Genomic DNA, 23129 nt, shown 5'->3' with positions numbered 1-23129 from the left:
TCAAGGCGGCGTTGCCGCCTGTTCCCGAAGCGGGTATCTGAATCCACTCACTCGTCCCTCCGCCTGTACCCTCTTGACGGCCAATGCCAGCGAGTGCAAATCGTCTGTCGCTCCGCCGTGCCTCGATGCAACTCGAATTATTTAGGCTATATCTGCTAGAATACGCCCCTTCGAATTCTGAGCTGATTTTTTGCCGCTATGCCAAACCGCGATACTCTATTTTCCGCCCCGATAGACAAACTGGGCGACTGGACCTTCGACGAACGCGTCGCTGAAGTGTTTCCCGACATGATCCAGCGCTCCGTTCCCGGCTATTCCAATATCATTTCCATGATTGGCATGCTGGCCGAGCGCTTCGTACAGCCGAACAGCCAGGTGTACGATCTGGGCTGTTCGCTGGGCGCGGCGACGCTGTCAATGCGGCGGAACATCAAGGTTGAGGGCTGCAACATCCTGGCCATCGACAATTCACCGGCGATGGTCGAACGTTGCCGTCGCCACATTGATGCCTTCCGCGCCGACACGCCGGTCGAAGTGATCGAGGCCGATATTCTCGATATCAACATCGAGAATGCGTCGATGGTGGTATTGAATTTTACGCTGCAATTCCTCGAACCCGCCGATCGTCAGCGCCTGTTACAGCACGTGTACCAAGGGTTACGCCCGGGCGGCGCACTGGTGTTGTCCGAAAAATTCAGCTTCGAAGACGGTGATATCGGCGAACTGCTGTTCAATATGCACCACGATTTCAAGCGTGCCAACGGCTACAGTGAACTGGAAATCAGCCAGAAACGCAGCATGCTGGAAAACGTCATGCTGACCGACTCGGTAGAAGCCCATAAGGCAAGGTTGAAGCAAGCCGGTTTTGAGCATGCTGAAGTGTGGTTCCAATGCTTCAACTTCGGCTCGCTGGTCGCCTTGAAGTCAGGAGAAGCGGCATGATTGAGTTCGGTGATTTTTATCAGCACATTGCCAAAAGCCCTCTCAGCCACTGGCTGGACACCCTGCCGGCGCAAATCTCCGCCTGGCAGCGCGAATCGCTGCATGGCAAATTCAAGCAATGGTTCAATTCGGTAGAACACCTGCCGTCGTTGACCCCGACCCGACTCGATCTGCTCAACGGCGTACATGCCGAGCTGGATCAACCGCTGTCGGCTGGCCAGCGTGAAGGCATCGAAAAAATGCTGCGCACCCTGATGCCATGGCGCAAAGGGCCGTTCTCGCTGTATGGTATAGATATCGAAACCGAATGGCATTCCGACTGGAAGTGGGAGCGGGTGTTACCGCATATTTCACCGTTGGCCGGCCGAACGGTGCTGGATGTCGGCTGTGGCAGCGGCTATCACATGTGGCGCATGATCGGCGCCGGAGCGCACTTTGTGGTTGGCATCGATCCGATGCAGCTGTTCCTGTGCCAGTTCGAAGCGGTACGCAAGTTACTGGGCGGCGATCGGCGTGCCCATCTGTTGCCGCTGGGGATTGAGCAACTGCCGGAGTTGGCGGCATTCGACAGCGTATTTTCCATGGGCGTGCTGTATCACCGTCGTTCACCGCTGGATCACCTGTATCAGTTGAAGAGTCAGCTGGTACATGAAGGTGAACTGGTGCTGGAAACGCTGGTGGTTGAAGGCGATCGCCATCAGGTACTGGTGCCGGGTGACCGCTACGCGCAGATGCGCAACGTCTATTTTATCCCGTCAACCGAAGCGCTGAAATGCTGGCTGGAAAAATGTGGTTTCGTCGATGTCAAAGTGGCGGATATCAGCGTCACCAGCATCGAAGAGCAGCGCCGCACCGACTGGATGACCAGCGAGTCGCTGGCAGATTTCCTCGACCCGGACGATCGCAGCAAAACCATTGAAGGCTATCCTGCACCGCGCCGCGCGGTGCTGATCGCCAGAAAACCCTAACCCACCCGGTTGCTGAACGGCCGCGGTGCCACAGGCACGGTGCGCGGCCGTCAGGTTGGCGCTTAAGAGCGCATGTCCAATCGCCGATGCGCAGCGCATTCTGCCCGCTGCAATATTTCCTGCAGGTCGTCTTCATCAATATCGAGAAATTCACCGTCCATCAGCGCAGCATGCAGATCCGCACGGGTGATCGGTACGTCCATCGGTAGCGGTTCCGGCTTGGCCTCCGCGTCGGCCAATGCGTGCGGATAGCGGCGGCCAGCCAGATTGTTGAACACCAGCGCCAGCAAAGCCAGCAACACGGAGTTGAGCAACACCGGCGTCAGCACAAAGCCGTAGCCCAACTGATGCACCGTCGGCCCGCCGAGGATCGCCGTCAACGCCACGGCACCGCTCGGCGGATGCAAACAGCGCAGTTTGAACATCAGCACAATGGCGATGCCCACCGCAACGCCGCAGGCGATGCCGGGATCGGCGATCGGTACGCCAACGCTGACCCCCACCGTTGCCGCTACCAGGTTGCCGCCAACGATTGACCACGGCTGCGCCAGTGGACTGCCCGGTACGCCAAACAGCAATACCGCCGAGGCGCCCATCGGCGCGATAAACCATAGATTGGCCTCCCCCAGCATCCAATGGCTGATCCAGCCGGTGATCATTAATCCTAAACCGGCGCCGCAACCGGAGAGCAACATCTCCTTCTTCCCTACGCCCAGCGGGTGCGGCCACAGGCGCGCACATCCAATCTTCAACTGCTTAACTAACGGGTTAATCATGCTACCTGACAATAATAAAATTAACGTTTCGGCAGCAAATATATCACACGACCGCCGAGGGTTGCTCCCTTGCCTGACTTCATTTTTCTGATGGGGTCCGTTGTGGCATCAGAGGCACAACCGCCATCGATAGCAGGGGCTCTATCGGCTCGATAACATGCCAATGAACCCAACCGAGGATAACATCATGGCTACAATGCAATATATCGACGGTATCGCTGCACTGAAAACACTCGAACCCACAGAAAACAATCAAGTCGTTTTTTTAACCTCTCATCAGGCCGGCAGTCATCATGGTGGCGGTGAGTTTTACTATGACCCGGCTGACACCACGAGCAGCGATAACAACGGCACAATCATTGTGACGACAGGAGGTGCTCGCTGGAAGAGACTAAGCAGCAAGGTTACTTTTGACGATTTTGGTGCCGATCCCAGCGGTGCAACGTCGGCTGATGTCGCCATAGGCAGGGCGATTACCTTTGTCAGCACGCAAAAAAGCAAAATCGTTTATGCCAGTGAAAACGCGCGTTATTTGCTTAACGGTAGTCAACCTATCAATGTCCCCGCCGGCGTGACGGTTAAAGGGAACCGTGCAGCCATGGCACAAGGGCCATCCAGCGATGTTTCGCAAGGCTCGGCCCGTGCCAACCTGTCCGATGATAGCGCATTCATCATCCGTAAGCCGGTAGGGATTATTTGCTTCAGCTGTGAAAGGGACGTGGTGTTTGACGGCTGGTCATTTTTATACCCAGACCAAAATTATGCCGCAAGCTCCAGTTCGCAATTTATAAAATATGGCGCAACGATTTCGTCGAAAGGAACCCTGTCGGTGGCTCATTGTCGCTATGTCGGCGCCTTCGATTTTGTCGACGCGTTAGGTGAAGCGAACTATTTTGACAGCATCTATGGTTGGGCCGTACGTTGTGATTATCACCTGTCTAACAGTCGTGAAATAAACCGCTTTACCAACGTTCATGTTAACCCCAACGTAGAACGACCACGCCCTGAGGCGGTGGCCGCGTCGATCACCATCGAAGGCTCCTGCGCGTTTAACCTTGATCGCCATGACAATACGTTTTTGAGTAACGTTTTTGCGTTTGGCAAAGGCATCTTTATCAAAACCAAGACTGAGGGGACAAGCTATTTGGGGGGGATCAGCCTGTCAAACTTTATGGCCGATCGCTGCAGCACCTGCATTGATATTGACTCGGATTCCTCGGCGAATATTCAGATAGCCAATGGTTCCTATATCAATGACTATAGTAATGCCGATAGCGGGTTTATGATTCTGAGGAAATCGCTTACACGCAACAATATTACTCCCGTTCAGCTAACGAACGTTTCTTTCTCTACCGCCAACAACCCTAATGGAGTCCTGGCGCCACAGGCCATTCGCTTTGACGTTGATAGCGGTTACCAACTTAACTTTAACAATACCGTTATGCCGTTATGGCAAAATGGCCGCCTTAATAACGCACCTGGCTATAATATTTTAAGGGGTGAGGTAACCTTGGCTCAACGTGCTTTCCGATTGACCGCCACGCCGCATAATTATCTTACCAATGCCAGTATGATTAACATTGATGCGAATAAAATGCCTCTCGATTGGCTGATCGATGGCAATCTGACGGCAGAAGGCAATCAGCTCACTGCTACAGGAGAAAATGCAGCCTATAAAGGTATTATGCAGCGCATTCAGCGCCCACTTGGTCCAAGAACGTTTTGGGTAGTCGCCTCGTATATTGGCGATCCCAATGTAGTAACGCCCCCTGATTCGCCGATTCCCAGCGTTTCCACCGGTATTTGGGCCAGAAGTTATAACGATGGCTATACCGACCTGGTCGAAAGTCAGACGGTATCCTGGGTCAGGATTGGTAGCCTGTATTACGCCCAGTATTTTATGAACAATACGCGAACCATTCATGACATTCTGATAAATCCAGGCTCCAATGGTAACGTTGTCAAAGTGATCGCATCCGGCATCAGCCCAGGCCAACTGTTTGATTTCAGCTCGTTAGCACTGTTCTAAAAGCGATAAAAAACCCCGGTCAGTGATGACCGGGGCTATGTTTTCTCGGCTAACCGAAACACTGCATCAGCAACGGCGTAAAACTTTAGGCGCTTTGCGCCATCGGATCTACCAGCGCCAGCGCATTCTTCATCGCCTCGACCATCTCGCCGTCCACACAGTAATGGCTGAATTCGTCAAATTCATTATCAGCGCACATGGTAACCCCAGCCTTGCGGTAACGCATGGTTGACGGCACGGTATGGCCCGACGAACTGTGCAGTTCCCGAATGCCGATATCGACAAACTTGTGCAGATTGCTCAAACGCACCCCGGCGCCGGCCATAATCACCGGCCCCTGACTGGCTTGCTGCAAATCACGCAGCAGCGGCAACCCCAGCTCGGCGTTTTGCTGCTGGCCCGAGGTCAGAATGCGCGCAACACCAAGATCGGTCAGTTGCGCCAACGCGATCATCGGGTTCTGGCACATGTCGAAGGCGCGGTGGAAGGTCACCGCCATATTGCCGCTCAGCGACATGATTTCCTGCATCCGCCGCAGATCGATATGCCCTTCTTCGTCGAGCATACCCACCACCACGCCGGTGAATCCCATGTCGCGCATCAATGAGACATCGTTCTTCATCACGGCAAAGTCTACCGCGCCGTAGCAGAAATCGCCTGCGCGCGGACGAACGATCGGGTGCACCGGAATGCCCACACGCTCGCGCGCCAGTAACAGGGAACCGTAGCTTGGCGTCAAACCGCCTTCGCTCTGGCTGGCACAGAGTTCAATACGATCGGCACCTGCCCGTTCAGCCGTCAATGCGCAATCTACGCTATAGCAACAAACTTCCAGTTTAATCATTGTCACCCCCAGATGACGGCCAAATACCACAACGGTTGTTAAGCACGAGGCTTCTCGCCTAGGCTCAAAGCATCAATATTGAAACGGTTCAGGAGCTAACTATGGCATTCAATTTTGATCAATGGGTAGACCGCAGTCACAGTGAAAGCGTTAAGTGGGACAAATATCACGATCGCGACATTATTCCGCTGTGGGTCGCCGACAGTGATTTTCTCTCCCCGCCGGCGGTGATCGACGCGCTGCATCAGCGGGTCGCACACGGCGTATTCGGTTATGGCCACCCATCCCCCGAACTTATCAAGGTTTTTACCCGGCGCATGGTAGAGCGCTATAACTGGTGCATCAAGCCCGAATGGCTGATTTTTTTGCCCGGCCTGGTGTGTGGGCTGAACCTGTGCGTGCGTGCCTTTACCTCTGACGACGACGGCACCATCGCTCCTACGCCGATTTATCCGCCGTTTCGTAAGGCAGCCATGTTTGTCAGGCGCAGCCAGCTATCAATACCAATGCAGTTGCATGACCGGCGCTGGCTACCGGATTTGCCTTCCGTAGCCAGGCAGTTGACCGGACGGGAAAAATTACTGCTGTTATGCAACCCGCACAACCCCGGCGGCACGGTTTACCGCCGCGATGAACTGCTGGCACAACAGCAGTTCGCACAAGCGCACGAGCTGATCGTCTGTTCCGACGAAATACACTGCGATCTGTTGCTGGAGCCCGGCATGCGGCATATCCCTTTTGCCACGCTTAATGAGGATGCGGCGCTGCGCAGCGTCACGCTGATGTCACCGTCCAAGACCTTCAATATCGCCGGGCTGGGCGCATCAATGGCCATCGTACCCAACCCCGAGTTGCGTCGTGCGCTGTGCCGTGAACGCCGCGGTATCGTGCCGGAGGTCGACGTGTTGGCGCTGGTTGCGGCCCAGGCAGCCTATCGACACGGCCAGCCATGGCTAGACGCCCAGCTCACCTACCTGCGTGGTAACCGTGATTTGGTAATGGAGTGCATCAATGCCCTGCCCGGTTTGCAATTGCAGCCGGTGGAAGCGACCTATCTGGCCTGGATCGATTGCAGTGGGTTGCCAGTCGACAACCCGCATGTATTTTTTGAACAGGCCGGCGTCGGGTTGAGCCCCGGCCTGGATTTCGGCGATCGCCGATTTGTACGGCTCAATTTTGGCTGCCAGCGTGACTTACTGCTGCGTGCGCTGCAACGCATGAGCAACGCCGTGCAGGCGCTAATGGGTTAACCACCTTCGCTGGCCACAATCTCACGCAACGTATAAGGATGGAATTTGATGGTTACGCTACCATCGGTGATTGCCAACGTCGGATTCGGCAAACGTTCGCCTTCGCCTTTTGGCGAACTCTGCTTGAGTTTGATGCCCGGCGCCAGCAGCGCCTGGTCCGGCAACAGCGCCAGCGCGCGCGCATATAGCGTCTGCGGATCGCCACCCAAAGCCAGTTCCACATGTTCCCAGCCTTCGTGCGGGTAGCGCTTCTCTCCGGGATATGGCAACTCGATGCAGTCAATGCGCCACGGCCCTACCGACAACGGTTCAGCCAGACTGAACAGGCAGATCGGCCGGCCATTAATCATCGCCTCGGACATCAGACTGCCGCATTGCAGCAAACCTCGCCGCCAACGTTCAGCGGTGGCCTGCTGGTGGCAACGCAGCGAAATATGATCGGCAGAAAACTGCGACAGGTCGAGGTGCAGTTTTTCGGCAAATTGCGCCAGCGCCTGCTCAAAACGCGGCAGATCCAGCACCAGGTCGCCTAATTCGGCGATAGCGGATAAATTGGTCATAAAGCTCCTGCGACAACACTACCCCATTGCAAACTGCATAATTTACACTGGCGGCGCGCCGACTGCTACGTTCGGCCATATTAATTTCATCACTGAATGATGAGATAAAAAGAACAGGCTCGATTCGTTATATGGCTAATGAATTTCATTAGCGTTAATCTTTTGTGCGTTAATTTGTTTTTTAGGAATTTTCGCATGCTGAAAATTTCGCAAAAAACAAAAACAAGATCCTAACTTAATAACCAAATGATAGGTGAATCTGCCATTAGCCACTCACTCTCGTGCAAAAAATAATGACGCATTGCAACGCTCGAAACCAACAACGCAATAGATTAAATAATAAGCAAACTCTTTACCATGTGGCTGTTTTAAATCAGCCTTTAGGGCCAAACGCCTGAGACTTATCTTAAATGAATTATCACGAATTGATTCATGCAAGTAATTCAGCTATTTTGGGAAAATGTTATAACAGAGATAAATTATCATGTTCCTTTTAACGCTATCCGCAATATTGATTGTTATTGCCGCTTACGCCATTTACCGCCATTTTAAAACACGTCGCACCAGTAGCCTGGATGCGAAACGTCGTAATAAAAAGCATTAATCTCCCCATTCGTTTTTTGTTTTACCCTCCCCTACTTTGCTTACTTAATCTCCGTTCGCCCACTTGCCAAAGCCGTGGGTAACGCTTTGCGACTGCGCATCAGGCTTTCCCTCTGTTTCAATCCGCGCCAACTGCTGACGCGGCGCCTGCAATCGGGTACAATTACAGGCTGTTTTCCGGAGGGGCGCAGTGCGCGACCCTCGTTCGTCATTTAAGGTATCCCGGTGAATATTCAGGCTCTTCTCTCAGAAAAAGTCAGCCAGGCGCTGATTGCCGCAGGCGCCCCCGCCGATTGCGAAGCTCAGGTTCGTCAGTCCGCCAAGGCGCAGTTTGGTGATTATCAGGCTAACGGCGTCATGTCCGTTGCGAAAAAACTCGCCATGCCCCCGCGACAACTGGCTGAAAAAGTGGTGCAACTGCTGGATCTCGGCGATATCGCCACTAAAGTAGAAATCGCCGGCCCGGGCTTTATCAATATCTTCCTTACTCCGGCCTGGGTGGCAAAACATGCCGACGCCGCATTGCATGCGCCGAAACTGGGCGTTGCGCCGGTCGAGCCGCAAACCATCGTTATCGACTACTCGGCGCCAAACGTCGCCAAAGAGATGCACGTGGGCCACGTGCGTTCCACCATCATTGGTGACGCGGCTGCCCGCACCCAGGAATTCCTCGGACATAAGGTAATCCGGGCAAACCACGTCGGCGACTGGGGCACCCAGTTCGGCATGCTGATCGCCTACCTGGAAAAAATGCAGAACGAAAACGCCAGCGAGATGGGTCTGTCGGATCTGGAACAGTTTTATCGTGAAGCAAAGAAACACTACGACGAAGATGCGCAGTTCGCCGAACGTGCCCGTGGCTACGTGGTTAAACTGCAGGGTGGCGATCGGTACTGCCTCGACATGTGGCGCAAGCTGGTCAACATCACCATGGCGCAGAACCAACTGGTCTACAATCGCCTCAACGTTACCCTGACCGAAGACGACGTGATGGGCGAAAGCCTGTACAACGCCATGCTGCCGGGCATTGTCGAGGATCTGAAGGCCAAAGGTTTGGCGGTTGAAAGCGAAGGCGCAACCGTGGTGTTCCTGGACGAATACAAAAACAAGGATGGCGAGCCTATGGGCGTCATCATCCAGAAGAAAGATGGCGGTTACCTGTATACCACCACCGATATCGCTTGCGCCAAGTACCGTTATGAGACACTGGGTGCCGATCGGGTGCTCTACTACATCGACTCCCGTCAGCACCAGCATCTGATGCAGGCCTGGACCATCGTGCGCAAGGCTGGTTACGTGCCGGACTCCGTCTCGCTGGAACACCATATGTTCGGCATGATGCTGGGCAAGGACGGCAAACCGTTCAAAACCCGTTCAGGCGGCACCATCAAGCTGTCCGACCTGCTGGATGAAGCCATCGAGCGCGCGGAGAAGCTGATCGCCGAAAAGAATCCGGACATGCCTGCCGACGAACTGAAGAATGTGGTCAACGCCGTCGGCATCGGCGCGGTGAAATATGCCGACCTGTCAAAAAGCCGCACCACCGACTATATCTTTGACTGGGACAACATGCTGTCGTTCGAAGGCAACACCGCCCCTTACATGCAGTACGCCTATACCCGTGTGGCCTCGGTGTTCAAGCGTGCCGGCATTGATGAAGCCGCACTGACGCTGCCGCTGGTGATAACCGAAGAGCGCGAAATGGCGCTGGCGACCCGATTGCTGCAGTTTGAGGAAACCCTCACCGTGGTAGCACGTGAAGGTACGCCTCACGTGATGTGCAGCTATCTGTACGATGTTGCCGGCCTGTTCTCCAGCTTCTATGAACATTGCCAGATTCTGAACGCTGACAGCGAAGAAGCGCGCCAGAGCCGTTTGAAACTGGCGTTGCTCACTGCCAAGACGTTGAAAACCGGCCTGGATACGCTGGGTATCGAAACCGTCGAACGCATGTAACGCCTGCCTCACCGGCAGTAAAAAGGGTCGCCTTGGCGACCCTTTTTGCATCTGCTGGCGCGTTACGCCGCTCTGCGGGCAAAATCACGCGGGCGGAACCCTAACCCTGCCAGTACGCCGAAGTAGGCCACGACACCGGCCACCACCACCACCGCCAGCCGCAACAGCCGTTCCAGCATATTACCGTGGTCCCAGGCCGGCATCAGCCACATCACACCCACCAGCACTGCCGACATCACCAGCACCGCAACCAGCAGCTTGGCAAGAAACACCGCCCAGCCCGGCTGCGGCTGGAAGATATCCTGTTTGCGCAACTGCCAGTACAGCAAGGAGGCATTCAGGCAGGCGGCCAGACCGATCGACAGGGACAGGCCGGCGTGTTTCAGCGGTCCGATAAACGCCAGGTTCATCACCTGCGTCATGATCAGCGTAACAATGGCAATTTTAACCGGTGTTTTGATGTTTTGCCGCGAATAGAAGCCCGGCGCCAGCACTTTCACCACGATAAGCCCCATCAGACCGACCGAATAGGCAACCAGCGCACGCTGCGTCATCGCCGCGTCGAACGCGGTAAATTTACCGTACTGGAACAGCGAGACCGTCAGCGGCTTGGCCAGAATGCCCAGCGCTACCGCGCTAGGCAACGCCAGCAGGAAACACAGGCGCAGCCCCCAGTCCATCAAGCGTGAATATTCATCATGGTTGCCACTGGAGAAGCTTTTTGCCAACGACGGTAGCAGAATGGTACCCAGCGCCACCCCCAGCACACCGGAAGGAAACTCCATCAGGCGGTCGGCATAATACATCCATGACACCGAGCCGGACACCAGGAACGAAGCAAAAATGGTGTTGATAATCAAGGAAATCTGGCTCACCGACACCCCGAGGATCGCCGGCCCCATCTGGCGCATAACGCGCCAGACACCGGCATCACGCCATTTGATGCGCGGCAATACCAGCATGCCGATTTTCTTCAGGTGCGGCAGTTGGTAACCCAACTGTAGCACGCCGCCGACCACTACCGCCCACGCCAGCGCCAGCACCGGTGGGTTAAAATACGGGGCAGCAAACAGCGCGAACCCGATCATGCTGACGTTAAGCAGCGTCGGCGCAAACGCCGGTATCGAGAAGCGGTTCCAGGTATTAAGGATCGCCCCTACCAGCGAGGCTAGCGAGATCAGAAGAATGTAGGGGAAGGTAATGCGCAGCAACGCCGAGGTCAGCGCGAATTTGTCCGGCGTATCGGTAAAGCCCGGCGCGGTGACAAAGATTACCCAGGGAGCGGCCAGCATTCCCGCCACTGTCACAATGGCCAGCACCAGCGTCAAAAGACCGGAAACGTAAGCAATAAAGGTACGCGTCGCTTCCTCGCCCTGTTGATTTTTGTATTCCGCCAAAATTGGCACGAAAGCCTGCGAAAACGCCCCTTCGGCAAAGATGCGCCGCAGCAGGTTGGGTAACTTGAACGCCACGAAAAAGGCGTCCGTTGCCATCCCTGCCCCAAAAACGCGTGCCACGATGGCATCACGCGCAAAGCCCAACACCCGAGAGAACATCGTCATCGAGCTGACGGCTGCCAGTGATTTTAGTAGGTTCATGTGGTTTTGAATAATACCGTAAAATATCAACGCCTGCGGCTGCAGGCGTTGGTGACAATAAAGTGGCTTCAGTTTACGCATCCATCAAAGAATAGCTACCGTCAACTGTTACATGGCGTAACCTTGCACCGCCGCTTCGCGCAGCAGGCACTCGATAACCCGCTGGGCACGAATCCCCTGTTCGCCGGCGGTTTCCGGCACGCTCTGGTTGCTTACCGCCTCGATAAAGTGACGCACTGCACCGTCAAAACCGCGTTGTGCCAAGGTGGACTGCCAGCCTGGCACCGGCTGCTCTACTATGCCGCGGGCGTCTTCTCGCAGCCATTGACGCATATCAAGCAATTGATAGCATGCGCCGTCCGTTACCGCCTGCACGCTTTCGCGCTGGCTGCCCGCCCGGCGGTGCATGCTGGTGGTGATCTGCGTCTCGCCACACTGAAAGTGGTGCTCGGCGTACAGCATCTCGCCGGCGGGGGTGGCCTGCAAATGACCGCTTTGCAACATGGCCTGTTCGCCTCCCAGCCAGAGCGCGGTATCAACCACGTGCAAATAGTCGTCCAGCAGGGTAAAGCGCATTTCCTGTGGTCCAACGCTGTCGCTACGGTGTTTATCCATGCGTAGCGAAGCCGGCTGCTGCATTTGTTGCTTCAACTGGCGATACAGTGGGGCAAAACGGCGGTTAAAACCAACCATCAGCGTCTTGCCGCGCGTCTGGGCCAGTTCGATCAGCTGCTCACCTTGCGCCACCGTTTCAGCCAACGGTTTATCGACGTAAACGTGCACACCCTGCTGCAGCAGCTGTTGCACCACGGCAAAATGGCTGGCGGTACTGCTGTGGACAAACACCGCATCACACTGTTCGGCCAGCGCATCCAGGCGCGAAAAGCAGCGCATGCGATAGCTGTCGCATACCGTCTGCGCCTTCTGCTGATTAGGCGAGAATCCCCCCATCAGCTGCCATTCCCCCGCCTGACTGAGGATCGGCAAATAGGCCTTTTGCGCAATGCCGCCCAGCCCGACCACGCCAATACGCAATTTATTCATTTTCGCTCCGCGCCATCAGTTGTTGCAGTTGCTGTTTCAACAGCGCCACCTGTTCCTCCAGCGCCGCGACCCGCTCGCCCAGCGCGCTATCGTCAGCGCCGTCCTGCGCCTCCTCGGCCGGCGCAATTTCGCCGCTGAACAGGTGCATGAAACGGCTTTCACGCTTGCCTGGCTCACGCGCCAATCGCACCACCAACGGCCCGTCTTCCCGGCTCGCCAACTGCTGCAACAGTTGTTCAACCTCACCGACATCGCTGAAATCATGCATGCGAGCGGTTCTGGTACGCAACTCGCCCGGCGTCTGCGCACCGCGCAATAACAGTGTGGCAACCACCGCCACCTCGGCCGGGGACAGTTTAAGCTGGCCGAACTCCGAGTTGCAGAAACGCTGTTCGTATTTGACCACCCGATTGCCAAAGCCATTTAGCGTACGTAGAAAATGCCGTTTCACCAGCAGATCGAGCAGTTGCTGTACTTCGCTTTCGGTCAGATCCATCACTGGATCGCGATTGGTTTTTTGATTGCAGGCCAGCGTGATGGCATTGAGAGACAGTGGATATTGATCCGGGGTGGTGACCTGCTTTTCCAGCAGACAACCAATCACCCGGGCTTCTTTGGCGCTTAATTGATATTTCATTTTCTGGCCTCAGCGTGGCGGTAACCATTCTTTGTTGGTCAATGCGGTCAATACGTGATCCTGCCACTGCCCATCGATCAGCAGATAATCCTTGGCATAACCTTCACGTTCGAAACCGAGTCGGGCAAGCAATGCGCCGCTGCGGTGGTTGTGCGGCATATAGTTGGCCATGATGCGATGCATGCGTTGCTGGCGCAGCATATAGCGGATCGCCGTCTGCAATGCTTCATACATCAGCCCTTGCCCCTGCCATTTTTCCCCGAGCGAATACCCGAGAAAACAGGCGTGAAACGAGCCGCGCAGCACATTGCTGAAATTCGCCACGCCGCGCACCTCGGTTTCATCCGGATCGAGCAGGATGAAGTAGTAGGCACTGCCCTGCTTTTGCATTTCGGTGATCATGCCAAGACGCGCCTGCCAGCCGGAAGGATAGCAATGGCTGTCGTCGCGTACCGGTTCCCACGGTTTTAGAAACGCGCGGTTTTCCGCGTAATACTCCGCCAGCCGGTAGGCATCGCGTTCATGTACCAGGCGGACAACCAGCCGGTCAGTAGTAAGACGTACTTTTGGTGATGCAGAGCGATAGCCGAACATCATTTCCCCCGCGGTCAGGACGGTTCTGATAACAGTGTTGATGGGCGTGCATTCGAATGCCAATACCCAGAATAGTTGCTCGCGCGATTTTTCATTGGCCGGCGCAGAACCGCAATTGCCCTTGATTAATATAACCTTAGCCTGCCCCACAGGTAAAATCTTGCCCGTTCAGTAAATAACCGTTCACACCGTTTTTGGGCGCTTTACGCCGATTTCCGTCGTTTTTGTCGATCAGAGCAGGTTATTCTGCCGCTGCCGCCGGCAGAAAGGTCGCTGCTTTTAATCAATTGATGCCCAACCAGGTGCTAAGTCACCAGAAAATCTGCCAAATTTACCATAGCTGCTATTCTGTTAGTAAAAATATGACCCAGGAGTCGTTGGCATGTCCGAAACTAACCTACCGCAATTGCTAGAACACATGGTACTGAACCTGCGCACGATTTATGCGCGATCTACGTTGATAGAAAAGACGCTGGCGCACATCCTCGCCGCGGATCCGCCGTTGAAAAGTGAGGTTATCAAGCAGCTACAGCTGGTCAGCGCCAGCAACGAACGCGACAAGGTCGATTTGGAGCAGGCTCGTCTGCACTTGATTGAAGTCCTGAACGCCGTTCCAACCAAAAAATAACCGCTAACGGCCCGTATTTTCTAAGCGGGCCATGTCACATTACGCATCTTGCAACAAGAATGTCGTGCGACAGTTTCAGTATGCTGTGATAACTATTGCAGTAAAACCAGAGAACCGGGAGCGAGCATGAAACTGTTTATTTATGACCATTGCCCATTCTGCGTAAAGGCGCGCATGATATTCGGCCTGAAAAACCAGCCGGTACGCCTGATCACGCTACTCAACGATGACGAGCTGACACCCACCAATATGATTGGCAAAAAGATGGCGCCGATTCTGCAAAAAGATGACGGCAGCTATCTACCGGAGAGCATGGATATCGTGCACTACGTCGATCGACTTGACGGCCAGCCGCTGCTGACCGGTAAAACCAACCCGGCGATTGGCGACTGGTTGCAACAAGTTGGCGAGTACAGCGCCGAGCTGTTGCTACCACGTTTTGCCCAGGCAGATTTTGAAGAGTTTGCCACCGACAGCGCTCGCGAGTACTTCACGCAAAAGAAACAGGCCGCTATTGGCGACTTTAGCACCCATCTGGCCAACAGCGCCGACCTGATCGGCCGCCTGGAACACGATCTGCAAACCCTATCGCCACTGATCGTTGCACCGGATGCGGTAAATGGCCAACTGTCGGAAGACGATATCCAGCTGTTCCCGTTGTTGCGCTCGCTGTCGATCGTCGCTGGCGTGTCGCTGCCAGACAACGTCGAAGCGTACCGTAACCGCATGGCTGACCTCAGCGAGGTTGCGCTATTGCTGGACATGGAACACTGACCGCCATTCGCGATAACGGAGTAGCGCGCAAATGTTGAAAATGGTGTTGGTTACCGCGCGCGATCGCGCTCGACTGGCGGAGATTTCTACGGTACTTATCCGCTACGGCTTGCAGGATGTGGTACGTCTGCTCGGGCTCAATAGCCTGTTGGGCGCGGCCGTCGGCAACCGTCGCGATGACGGCAGCCAGCAGTCGCTACCCGAGCGCCTGCGTGCCGCGCTGGAAGCGCTCGGGCCTACCTTCGTCAAATTCGGCCAGATCCTGGCGACCCGCTCCGACCTCCTTGAGCAAAACTGGACCGATGAACTTGACCGGCTGCACAGTCAGGCGGCGTTGCTGCCCTGGAGCGCGCTGGAAGGCCAGATACGCGCCGATCTGGGCGCTGACCCGCAGCAGGTTTTTGCCGAATTTGACACCCAGCCGCTAGCCGCGGCGTCGATGGCGCAGATTTACCGCGCCCGACTGCACAGCGGCGAAGCGGTGGTGGTCAAGGTGTTACGCCCTGGGCTGGCGAAAACCATTCAAGCCGATCTGCGCTTGCTGGCCTATCTGGCTGAGGTGGTGGAACAGCAAAGCCCGGCGCTGGCCCGCTACCGGCCACGCCAGATGATACGCGCACTGGCAACTGCCCTGAGTCATGAACTGGATCTGACGCACGAAGGCAATAATTGCGATCGGGTCGCGCAACAGTTTGCCGCACACCCCGAGGTAGTGGTACCCCGGATTTACTGGCAATGGTCGTCTAAACGGCTGCTGGTTCAGGATTTTTTACCCGGCGTCGCGCCGGAAAGCCCGCAGCAGCTGGCCAATGCCGGTTTCGACGGCCCACTGTTGGCGCAACGTGGCGCGCAGACATTTATGCGTATGGTGCTGGAACACCGCTTCTATCACGCCGACCCCCATCCCGGCAACGTTATGGCGCTTAGCGATAACCGCGTTGGCCTGATCGATTTCGGCATGGTCGGGCAACTTTCCCAGCGGCGGCGTAATCAGTTACTGCGAGTATTACAGGCGATTACCGAGCGGCAAAGCGATGGCATCGTTAATACGCTGATCGCCTGGTCAGACGGGCATCAGCTTGATGTGCTGGATCTGGAGCTGGCTGCACAGAACTTTCTCGACAAGCAGGCCTCTGCCACGCTAACGCTGGGAAAGGCACTAACCGATCTGCTGATTATGGCACGTGAACACCAGTTGGCGCTGCCACCGGATCTGGTGTTGCTGTTCAAGGCATTAATCACCGCCGATGGGGTACTGCATCGGCTGGATCCGCAGTTCGACATCATCGCTACGCTAAAACCGATGTTGCAGCAGGTGATGCTGCAACGGCATACGCCGGAGGCGCTGCGCGAGCGCATGCTGTCGCTGGGTGCGGAGGCGCTGGACGCAGGCGACGAACTGCCACAAACCGTTCGTCTGTTGCTGAAACGGTTAAAACAAGGGCGGATCGGCGCTGATATCAGCGTCAGCAATATTGGCGATCTCAGCAAGTCGCTGGAGCGCGCGGCGGTCACCCTGGCGATTGCCATTGTCACTGCCGCGTTCGCACTTGGGCTGGCACCGTATCTGATGCAGTCTACGCTGCGTCTATGGGGGCTGCCGCTGTTCCCCACGCTCGGCGGGCTACTGTGTCTCGCCGGGGTAGCGTGGTTGCTACTGCGCCTGCGCCGCTGAACAGTTTCAGCGTTATCCGATAGGCGGTTTTGTGTTTCACCCGCACTATCGTTGCACATCGCGTTTAAACCTTGGGTTCAAGACAGCTGAATGTTTATAATGAAAATCAAACGATTGACTGCCGTTGTTCCGTTGGCGGTATTATGAGGCATGTATGAAAAAATCTTTATGGGCGTCGCCGCCCTGGTGTTCGCCGGCGTGATTGCCGGCTGCAATCAGCTGACGCAATACACGCTCAGCGAACAGGAAGTGAACGATTACCTGCAAAAACATAATGACTATCAGAAGCAGCTCGGCGTACCAGGTCTGGTGGATGCGCATATCGTGCTAACCGAGTTGCAGAGCCAGATTGGCCGCAGCGAACCGGGTAAGGTGACGCTGACAGGTAACGCCAAAGTCGATATCACCTCCCTCCTCGGCCCGCAAAAAGCCGATATGCAGCTGACGCTAAAAGCGCAGCCGGTGTATGACCGCGAGAAAGGCGCGATTTTCCTCAAGGATATGGAGCTGACGGATTATAAAATTCAGCCCGAGAAAATGGATACGGTGATGAAGGCGCTAACGCCTTATCTGAATCAGTCGTTGAAGAGCTATTTCGATCAGAAACCGGCCTACGTGTTAAACCCGGAAAACAGCAAAACGGAAGCCATGGCACGCAAACTGGCGAAAGGGCTGGAAGTTAAACCCGGGCAATTGGTCATTCCCTTTACCGACTAGTCCAACTTTGGCGCAGCGCTGTCTGCGCCTTTCCCCCTTTACTGCTCGTCTTGCGCTGCGTCATCGTCGCTGTCTTCATATTCCGCCAATTCGTCACGCATGGCCTGTAAGGCATCACGCGTAATCAGCGCCAAGGTGCGATAAAAACCGCTGGTAGCATGTGCTTCCACCTTGCCAAGAAAACGCCCACACCACGGCAACAGATATTCATCAAACAGCATAATCTGCGCCTGCGCTTCATCTTCCTGCGACTGGTCTTCCAGCCACGAGGCCGCCAACAATAAAGAACCGAAGTGATCGGCCGGCGCGTCACTCAGCGGCATGCCACGCTGTTGCAGAAACGCCCGAACTTGGTTTTCTGTCGCACCGTCGACATAGGTCGAACGGAACGGCGAGACGCTGCATTCGTTACCCACGAACAACGCATTAAAATCGGCGGCCAACAAATGCGGCTCGCAGCCCTGCTGCAAACGCGTCAGCAGTTCATCCTGTTCAAGCGGCCAATGCTGTTGCAGCTTCCCCTCCTGAATCAGCGCAAACAGCGGCACCAGCAGCGGGTCTTGCGGTTGGCGGTAAAACAGCGTACCCAGCACGCGACAGACGATGGAAAACTCATTCATGATTAAACCTCATGCAAAACGGTAAATTTTGCCGTGACGATGTCACAAATCCGCCAATTCCGCAATCGCCGGCTTGCCGCGCTGCTCAAGAAAATTCAACAGACGCCGTGGACTGACGTTAAGAATGCGTTCCTGAGGGAATTCCACCTCGGCAAGGATGCGCTCACAGTGCTCAAAGTTGCCCAGCGACATGGCAATGTGCGAATCGGAGCCCAACGCCAGCCAGCCGCCGGCGTCACGTACCGCCGCGGCGATGCGACGGCAATTGGCTTCGCTACCTTTACGCGAGTGGGTAAACGAGGAGTTGTTCAGCTCCAATGCCACGTTATAGCGCGCAGCCGCGGCAGCCACCTCGGCAATGTCAATCGGATAACGCGGGTTTCCCGGGTGGCTGATGATATGCACATCACCCTGGGCCATAGCGGCGATCATCGCCTGGGTGTGCGTTGCCTGATCCTGCGGCGCAAATACCGGTTCGTGGAAGCCGGCAATGATTAGGTCAATTGCCGTGAGCATCGGACCGGTACAGTCGATATCTCCATCGCGATTTTTGATATTGGCTTCAATACCGCGCAGGATGCCGACGCCGTCAACCAGACGCGGCCATACGTGCATGTTCATAAAGTGCCAATAATGCGGCGCATCGGCCATATCCGGCCCGTGGTCGGTAATGGCGAACAGTTTGATGCCTTTCTGCCTGGCTTCGGCAATATAATCATGCAACGTGCTGTAAGCGTGGGTACTGGCGACGGTATGCATATGTAGATCAACGGGGTACATTGGTTCTCCTTTTTGATTGCCGGTGCTTGCCACCAGCCACAGGCTCGGTTTCTGTTTAGCATAGCAGCTTACGCCGGCCAACTGCTGGCATTAATAGCCGCGGGCCATGTCCACCACTCCGCTCGGCGCCCGCCCGGCTTCTATCGCCTGAATATTGGTTGCGATCATGTCCATCGCCTGCTGTGGCAAGGTAATCGCAGCAATATGCGGGGTTATGGTGACACGCGGATGACACCAGAAAGGATGCTCCGTCGCCAACGGTTCACGGGCAAAAACGTCCAGCGTCGCTGCGGCAATCTGCCCCTGATCGAGCGCGGCCAGCAGATCGTCTTCCACCAAATGCGCGCCGCGCGCCAGATTGATCAGATAGGCGCCCGGCACCAGATGGGCAAACAGGTCGCGGTTAAGCACGCCGGCGGTTTCCGGCGTATTGGGCAACAGATTGATAATCAGTCGCGTGCCGTCAAGAAATGCCGCGCGCTGCCCTTCGCCGGCAAAGCTGGCGACGCCCGGGATCTGCTTGGCGCTGCGGCTCCAGCAACGCACCTCGAAGCCAAACTCCACCAGTTTTTGCGCCACGCTTTTCCCCAGCACCCCGGCACCGAGAATGCCGATGGTGAAGTTTTCCTGCTGGTGCGGTGCCAGGGGTTGCCACCGTTTTTGCTGCTGCAACAGTTGATACTCATCGAAACGCCGGAAATAGCGCAATACATAGCTTAACGCGTACTCCTGCATCTGTTGCGCCATGCCGGTATCTTCCAAACGCACCAATGGCACGCCGGCCGGTAGCGTACCGGGTCGTAGCCGCTCCTGCTGCAAGATGGCGTCGACGCCGGCACCGAGGGCAAAAATCCCCTTTAAACGCTGCCGATTGGCCAGCATCTCGAACGGCGGTTGCCACGCCAGCGCATAGTCCGCCGGCTGGTCGTCCCCCGGTAGCCATTGCCGTATTCTGGCCTGCGGCAGGCGTTGCTTCATGCCGTCGAGCCATGACTGCACGTCAAAAAAAGGATGATAGAAAATGATGTTCATCGACGTTGCTCCGTTGTTTTCGTTTTGTTCAAGACTTTCGTGATTCGGCGACAGATGCAAGAATTAAACGCACAAAAGAAAACAGCCCCGACCAGTGGAGCTGTATAACGCAATCAGTACGCCTTTGCTGCGACACTAGGCGGCGATGGCCTCGCGGCGAATCAGGCGGCGCAGCAAAGGGATCAATATCAGCAATACCACAGCCACCGCTACCGCCCCCCATCCCAGCAAACCAAAAATGTGGCTGTAACCGGGGTTGGTCTGTAATGGCGTACTGCCACTGTTTTCCGGCATCAGAGCCGAGACATATCCCGCCAACACCGACGCCACGCCGGTCACCATCATCCAGCATCCCATCATTACCCCTTGATAACGTGGCGGCGCCAGTTTGCCAATCATCGCGTAACCAATCGGCGAAATCAGCAACTCACCGATACTTTGCAATAGATAGCTGATGACAATCCATTTGAACGCCACCATGCCATTGCCGCCGGCCATGCTGATGCCCAAAGGCAAAACCAGCATGCCAAGGCCGATACACAATAGCGAGGCGGCAAACTGCAGGGGTATGTCAATGTTGCAGCCGCGTGCGCGCAGTCGATTGAACCACCAGGCCAGCAGCGGCCCGCCAACGACAATCACCAGCGTATTGATATTCTGAATCCACTGCGGTGCCACCCGCATGCCATAGACGTTCAGATCGATATTGTGTTCGGAAAACAGCATCAGCCCCATCGGCGCCAACTGATACAGCATCCAGAATACCAGCGAGCCCAGCGCCAGAATCAGATAGGCAAGCATACGGCGCCGCTCATCGCGAGGAGAATGGCGCAGCGTTAGCACGCACAGCAGCAGAAAAATCAGCAGGCCGAGCCCAATGACAAAATGCCCGCTAAACTCGGCGTGCGTCAGCATCAGCCGAACGATAGGCACCAGGGCGATCAATACTGCCAAACCGACCAGCATGCGTTGGCGATATTGCCCAGGCGTAGCCTCACGCAGCGGGGTATTGATATCGACCAGAATGCGCCAGCGCACAGCAGCCACCAAAATGGCAGCCGCATTGCCCAGCGTGGCGAACAGGAACAACGCACGATAGTTTTCGGTCAACTGGAAATAGCCGGCGACCGAGAATCCGACGAAGAACCCAAGATTCATGCCGGCGTAATTCCACAAGAATGCCGACTCACGGCGATCGTCTTCTGGGTGAAATCTTTGCGTCAACATCATATTGATGCAGGTAACGTTCAATCCACTGCCGGTGAGAAACATCGCCAGCCCCCAGTACAGCCCCGCAACGCCGGCAACGGCAATCAGTGCACAGCCAATCACTTGCAACACCATTCCGAGCACGAACAGGTTGCGATTGCTGAGGAAACGCCCGCCAAGGTAGCCGCCAAACATATGCAGACCGTAGTTGAAGGCGCCAAACACCCCCATCATGGTATTGGCGCTGCTTTCGCTGAATCCCAATCGTTTGGTGGCGTACAGCACCAGGGTCGAATACAGCACGGCAAATCCGAGGGTGGCGAAAATCTGGATAAAAAACAGCGCGCCCGCGCCGGGAGGGATGGCATGACGCTGCTGCGCTGCCAGAGTGGAGTCTGATAAAGTCAAAGCAAACCTCTACTGCATTATTATTTCATCAATCGGTTCCTGCCGGCTTGTCGTCACGACTGGCGCGGCCGCCCGAGCGGCGGTATAAATTCCTTGCCAAAGTCGCCGCATCAGCCCGCCCATTTAGCGACACATGTGACTAATAATCCAGTATTAATGCATATAACATCACAATAATCGCATTAAATGCTGGCATATTAATCCGCCCGACGTCAGGTTGCTCGAATATCACCCATCCCCCAAATATGTGCGGATGGTGTGACAAGCCAGTGTAACTGGCATAAATGCAGCGTATATCGTTCGTGAAATCAGCAAATTGCTGCAAGTTTGGCTAAACGATCGCAGAGTGCTCACAAGGGTATTGACGCTGTAATCAGTTTCTCCTACATTAGCGCCCGTCGACAGCGTAAAGCGTTGCCGGCGACAATATGGTGAGGTGTCTGAGTGGCTGAAGGAGCACGCCTGGAAAGTGTGTATACGCGAAAGCGTATCGAGGGTTCGAACCCCTCCCTCACCGCCATATTCCAAGAAAAAGCCTGGACTCACGTTCAGGCTTTTTTGCTTTATATTCCCCAGCAGGGAGCGGTGAGAACCCTCGACCGGGTTCGACAAAACGCACCGCGTTTTGGACAGCCGCAGGCTGCCCGTAGGATGAGCGCCGCGAATCAAACCCTCCCTCACCGCCATATTCCAAGAAAAAGCCTGGACTCACGTTCGTTTTTTTCCGCCCTATAACGTATCGGTCGGCCTCTGTACTGATATTTCCCGCGTCAAGAGATGATGGATTGGCGCACAACAGCTTATTTCGCTTGAGTTTCCACCAATGCGAACAGGAGTTAACCACCCGTGATGAAAGTAATAAAATAAGCTTGACCCATTGACCGTCACTCCCTATAGTAGCGCCCCGTTGCACTGACGAGTTCGGCGTAACAAAAACGGTGAGGTGTCTGAGTGGCTGAAGGAGCACGCCTGGAAAGTGTGTATACGCGAAAGTGTATCGAGGGTTCGAACCCCTCTCTCACCGCCAAATTCTAAAAGAAAGCCTGGACTCGCGTTCAGGCTTTTTTGCTCTATAGCCCGCAACACAGAGAGGGGCGAGAACCCTCGACCGGGTTCGACAAAACGCACCGCGTTTTGGACAGCCGCAGGCTGCCCGTAGGGTGAGCGCAGCGAATCAACCCCTCTCTCACCGCCAAATTCTAAAAGAAAGCCTGGACTCACGTTCAGGCTTTTTTGCTCTATAGCCCAGCGTTGTTACAACGACACTGGGACAGCTACAACATCTTTTTACTGCTTAACCATAGCCGTGCCCAGATAACCGGCAAAAATGCACTTTGTTACTGTTCTCCCCCCCTCCATGCCGCAACAGCACTGTTCTGGTGAATAGAACGCACGAACAAAATCACAAGTGGCGATTTTGCGTCTGACCATTGACCCATATCTAGGAAACGCCGCAGTGAAAGGCGTATATTGCCCTACAACTTT

20 protein-coding genes and 2 tRNA genes are annotated in these 23129 nt (G+C 55.4%); 11 read left to right on the top strand and 11 right to left on the bottom strand.

The window, feature by feature from the left end:
• The first annotated feature begins 198 nt into the window (after positions 1-198).
• Positions 199-942 (top strand): carboxy-S-adenosyl-L-methionine synthase CmoA, encoded by a 744-nt coding sequence (gene cmoA / locus NYE85_RS14655; protein WP_259005482.1) that lies wholly within the window; start codon positions 199-201, stop codon positions 940-942.
• Entirely contained in the window at positions 939-1910 is a 972-nt protein-coding gene (gene cmoB, locus NYE85_RS14650; RefSeq protein WP_259005481.1) for a tRNA 5-methoxyuridine(34)/uridine 5-oxyacetic acid(34) synthase CmoB, read from the top strand. The genes cmoA and cmoB overlap by 4 nt, the downstream gene beginning before the upstream one ends.
• Before the next feature lie 62 nt (positions 1911-1972).
• On the opposite strand, the gene NYE85_RS14645 is transcribed toward cmoB, so the two are convergent.
• Complete coding sequence (locus NYE85_RS14645) at positions 1973-2686, bottom strand: HPP family protein (RefSeq protein ID WP_259005480.1); 714 nt, start codon at positions 2684-2686, stop codon at positions 1973-1975.
• Positions 2687-2873: 187 nt separating this feature from the next.
• On the opposite strand from NYE85_RS14645, the gene NYE85_RS14640 reads away from it, so the two are divergent.
• Positions 2874-4715: an exopolysaccharide biosynthesis protein gene (locus tag NYE85_RS14640; RefSeq protein WP_259005479.1), complete on the top strand. Its 1842-nt coding sequence runs from the start codon at positions 2874-2876 to the stop codon at positions 4713-4715.
• 85 nt (positions 4716-4800) lie between these two features.
• On the opposite strand, the gene cutC is transcribed toward NYE85_RS14640, so the two are convergent.
• Positions 4801-5559 carry a copper homeostasis protein CutC gene (cutC, locus tag NYE85_RS14635; protein ID WP_259005478.1) on the bottom strand — a complete coding sequence of 253 codons (759 nt, stop codon included), beginning with the start codon at positions 5557-5559 and terminating at the stop codon, positions 4801-4803.
• A 101-nt stretch (positions 5560-5660) separates the two neighbouring features.
• Here cutC and NYE85_RS14630 point away from each other — a divergent pair, with 101 nt between their 5' ends.
• Entirely contained in the window at positions 5661-6809 is a 1149-nt protein-coding gene (locus tag NYE85_RS14630; protein ID WP_259005477.1) for a MalY/PatB family protein, read from the top strand.
• On the opposite strand, the gene NYE85_RS14625 is transcribed toward NYE85_RS14630, so the two are convergent.
• Positions 6806-7369: a VOC family protein gene (locus NYE85_RS14625; RefSeq protein ID WP_259005476.1), complete on the bottom strand. Its 564-nt coding sequence runs from the start codon at positions 7367-7369 to the stop codon at positions 6806-6808. The genes NYE85_RS14630 and NYE85_RS14625 overlap by 4 nt on opposite strands.
• Before the next feature lie 828 nt (positions 7370-8197).
• Here NYE85_RS14625 and argS point away from each other — a divergent pair.
• Positions 8198-9928, top strand: coding sequence for an arginine--tRNA ligase (gene argS / locus NYE85_RS14620; RefSeq protein ID WP_259005475.1), 1731 nt, complete (start codon positions 8198-8200; stop codon positions 9926-9928).
• 62 nt (positions 9929-9990) lie between these two features.
• Here the strand turns inward: argS and murJ are convergent, their stop codons facing one another.
• From murJ to rimJ, 4 genes are all read right to left on the bottom strand, one after another.
• Complete coding sequence (gene murJ, locus NYE85_RS14615) at positions 9991-11526, bottom strand: murein biosynthesis integral membrane protein MurJ (RefSeq protein ID WP_259005474.1); 1536 nt, start codon at positions 11524-11526, stop codon at positions 9991-9993.
• A gap of 108 nt (positions 11527-11634) precedes the next feature.
• Positions 11635-12570, bottom strand: a complete 936-nt coding sequence (locus NYE85_RS14610; RefSeq protein WP_259005473.1) for a Gfo/Idh/MocA family protein — start codon at positions 12568-12570, stop codon at positions 11635-11637.
• Positions 12563-13207, bottom strand: coding sequence for a DUF480 domain-containing protein (locus NYE85_RS14605; RefSeq protein WP_259005472.1), 645 nt, complete (start codon positions 13205-13207; stop codon positions 12563-12565). Before NYE85_RS14605 ends, NYE85_RS14610 begins: the two co-directional genes overlap by 8 nt.
• Positions 13208-13216: 9 nt before the next feature.
• Complete coding sequence (gene rimJ / locus NYE85_RS14600) at positions 13217-13801, bottom strand: ribosomal protein S5-alanine N-acetyltransferase (protein WP_259005471.1); 585 nt, start codon at positions 13799-13801, stop codon at positions 13217-13219.
• Positions 13802-14183: 382 nt separating this feature from the next.
• Here rimJ and NYE85_RS14595 point away from each other — a divergent pair, with 382 nt between their 5' ends.
• From NYE85_RS14595 to NYE85_RS14580, 4 genes are all read left to right on the top strand, one after another.
• Positions 14184-14429 (top strand): hypothetical protein, encoded by a 246-nt coding sequence (locus NYE85_RS14595; RefSeq protein WP_259005470.1) that lies wholly within the window; start codon positions 14184-14186, stop codon positions 14427-14429.
• Positions 14430-14555: 126 nt separating this feature from the next.
• Positions 14556-15203 carry a glutaredoxin 2 gene (gene grxB / locus NYE85_RS14590; protein WP_259005469.1) on the top strand — a complete coding sequence of 216 codons (648 nt, stop codon included), beginning with the start codon at positions 14556-14558 and terminating at the stop codon, positions 15201-15203.
• A gap of 31 nt (positions 15204-15234) precedes the next feature.
• Positions 15235-16878, top strand: a complete 1644-nt coding sequence (locus tag NYE85_RS14585; RefSeq protein WP_259005468.1) for an AarF/ABC1/UbiB kinase family protein — start codon at positions 15235-15237, stop codon at positions 16876-16878.
• 150 nt (positions 16879-17028) lie between these two features.
• Positions 17029-17595: a lipoprotein gene (locus NYE85_RS14580; RefSeq protein WP_259005467.1), complete on the top strand. Its 567-nt coding sequence runs from the start codon at positions 17029-17031 to the stop codon at positions 17593-17595.
• Between the two features lie 38 nt (positions 17596-17633).
• Here NYE85_RS14580 and NYE85_RS14575 read toward each other — a convergent pair whose 3' ends face one another.
• The 4 genes from NYE85_RS14575 to NYE85_RS14560 form a co-directional block, all read right to left on the bottom strand.
• Positions 17634-18215, bottom strand: coding sequence for a molecular chaperone (locus NYE85_RS14575; protein WP_259005466.1), 582 nt, complete (start codon positions 18213-18215; stop codon positions 17634-17636).
• A 42-nt stretch (positions 18216-18257) separates the two neighbouring features.
• On the bottom strand, positions 18258-18995 hold the full coding sequence (locus tag NYE85_RS14570; RefSeq protein ID WP_259005465.1) for a phosphatase: 738 nt from the start codon (positions 18993-18995) through the stop codon (positions 18258-18260).
• Between the two features lie 90 nt (positions 18996-19085).
• On the bottom strand, positions 19086-20027 hold the full coding sequence (gene ghrA / locus NYE85_RS14565) for a glyoxylate/hydroxypyruvate reductase GhrA (protein ID WP_259005464.1): 942 nt from the start codon (positions 20025-20027) through the stop codon (positions 19086-19088).
• Between the two features lie 135 nt (positions 20028-20162).
• Entirely contained in the window at positions 20163-21644 is a 1482-nt protein-coding gene (locus NYE85_RS14560) for a peptide MFS transporter (RefSeq protein WP_259005463.1), read from the bottom strand.
• Between the two features lie 430 nt (positions 21645-22074).
• On the opposite strand from NYE85_RS14560, the gene NYE85_RS14555 reads away from it, so the two are divergent.
• A tRNA-Ser gene (locus tag NYE85_RS14555) sits at positions 22075-22164 on the top strand.
• A 417-nt stretch (positions 22165-22581) separates the two neighbouring features.
• Positions 22582-22671: transfer RNA gene (locus NYE85_RS14550), tRNA-Ser, on the top strand.
• Positions 22672-23129 lie beyond the last annotated feature (458 nt).

Source organism: Serratia sp. AKBS12, assembly GCF_024793895.1.
GTDB lineage: Bacteria > Pseudomonadota > Gammaproteobacteria > Enterobacterales > Enterobacteriaceae > Serratia_F.
The sequence above is the reverse complement of the archived record's forward strand: the minus strand, read 5'-3'. Positions and strand labels throughout refer to the sequence as shown.